Annotated in this window: 1 protein-coding gene; it reads left to right on the top strand. The window is 60.0% G+C overall.

Annotated elements, in window-relative coordinates:
- Nucleotides 1–456: 456 nt before the first annotated feature.
- The coding region (locus tag ASD02_RS31915) for a cache domain-containing protein (protein WP_156408507.1) at nt 457–1,728 on the top strand (1,272 nt) is incomplete at its 3' end.

Below are 1,728 nucleotides of genomic sequence, written 5' to 3'. Positions count from 1 at the left end.
CCATGGCCTGGCTTCGGAAGCCGCTTCGCTCAATGCGCTTCTGGCCCAGTTCAACCTCGGCAATACCCAGAGCGCCTATGCGCCGGCAGCTATGCCGCGCCGTCGCGCCGCATAGACGTAAAACACCTTAGATGCGAAGCAGGGCCCGGAGCACAACTCCGGGTCTTTGTTTTTGGATGCCCGTTTTTCGAAAATCGGCGCGTGCGCCGTAATTCGTTGTTCCGGCTTTCCTTTTTTAAGTTTTGATAAAGTGTCGAGGCATACCGTCCGATTGCCGCGAAATGACTTCGCACCGCACATCCGCCGATAGGGTCCATCTCCCGAAAAGCTCGCCTCAGGGCCACCGATGTGTTCCAGACACCTGCCTCACGCTGCGCGTGTTTTGGCTTTCCATCACGCGTTCGAAGTTTGCTCGCGATCTGCTTTTTCAAGCAATCGCGCGAAGGGAGACGAACGGTGATTCTCAAGACTGCGACCGCACGAAACATGTTTGCCATCGTGATGACTGGCCTTTTGACCTGTATGGTCACGGCTGCCATCGTGTTCTGGCTATCCTATCAGCAGCTGAAAGAGCGCAGCATTGCGGAGATGACCAACGCCGCCTATGCAAGCGCCGCCAACGTCGAGGCGAGGTTCGCAGAGACGAAAACGCTCGCCAACAACATGCGCTCTGCCCTCTATGCCATGAAGGACAGTGGCACGGCGTCTCGCGAAGGTACGGTTGCGCTGCTGAAAAAGCTGATCGCGGACAACCCGCTCGCCGTTGGCCTCAGCACCGGCTGGGAGCCGAACGCGTTTGACGGCAAGGATGCGGAATATGCGGGCAAACCGGGCCACGATGCCAGTGGCCGCTACGTTCCCTATATCGCCCGTTCGGGGGAAAAGATCGTGTACGAAGCGCTGGTCGATTACGACAAGCCCGGCGCAGGAGATTACTATCAGGTCCCCAAGAAGACTGGCCGCGACATGATCACCGAGCCTTACTTCTACAAGATCGACGGCAAGGACGTGCTGATGACGTCGATCATGGTGCCGTTGAAGCTCGACAATGCCTTCGTCGGCGTCGATGGCGTCGACATGGCGCTTGACCACCTTTCCAACGAGTTGGGCAAGCTGGCCCCGTTCGGTACCGGATTCGTTTCGCTGGTCAGCCAGGGCGGCAGCATCATCAGCCATCCCGATCAGACATTCCTTGGAAAATCGCTAAAGGACACCGGGCTTGAGGCCGGCGGTTGGGGCCAGCTTCTGGGCAAGACCGAGCAGGCGTTTGAATTCACCCACACGGATGGCTCGGTGCACATCGCCGTTGCCGTGCCGGTCAAGCTTCTGCCCGATACAACCTGGTACGTCGTCGTATCCGTGCCGCAGGCTACCGTCTTTGCCGGTCTCTCGCAGCTTGCGATGATCTCCGTCGCGGTTATCGCCGTCGCAGCCTTGATCATGATCCTGGTCGGTTGGACGCTTGCCACCCGATTCCGCAAGCGCGTTGCGGCGGTCATCGGCGTCACCGGTGAAATCGCTGCGGGCAAGACCGATGTCGACCTGTCGGAAGCCGAGTGCAAGGACGAGATCGGCGATCTCGCCCGCTCGCTGCAGGTGCTGCGCGACGCGACCATCGCCAAGCTCAAGCTCGAAGACGAGGCCGACGCCAACCGTTCACTGTCGGAGCGCGAGCGCCTGGAACGCCAGGCTCGCGATGCCCGTGATGCTGCCGAAGTGCAGCAGGCC

This window comes from Ensifer sp. Root1252 (genome assembly GCF_001425885.1).
Lineage (GTDB): Bacteria > Pseudomonadota > Alphaproteobacteria > Rhizobiales > Rhizobiaceae > Ensifer > Ensifer canadensis.
Note: the sequence above shows the minus strand (reverse complement) of the source record. Positions and strands in the feature narration are given on the sequence as shown.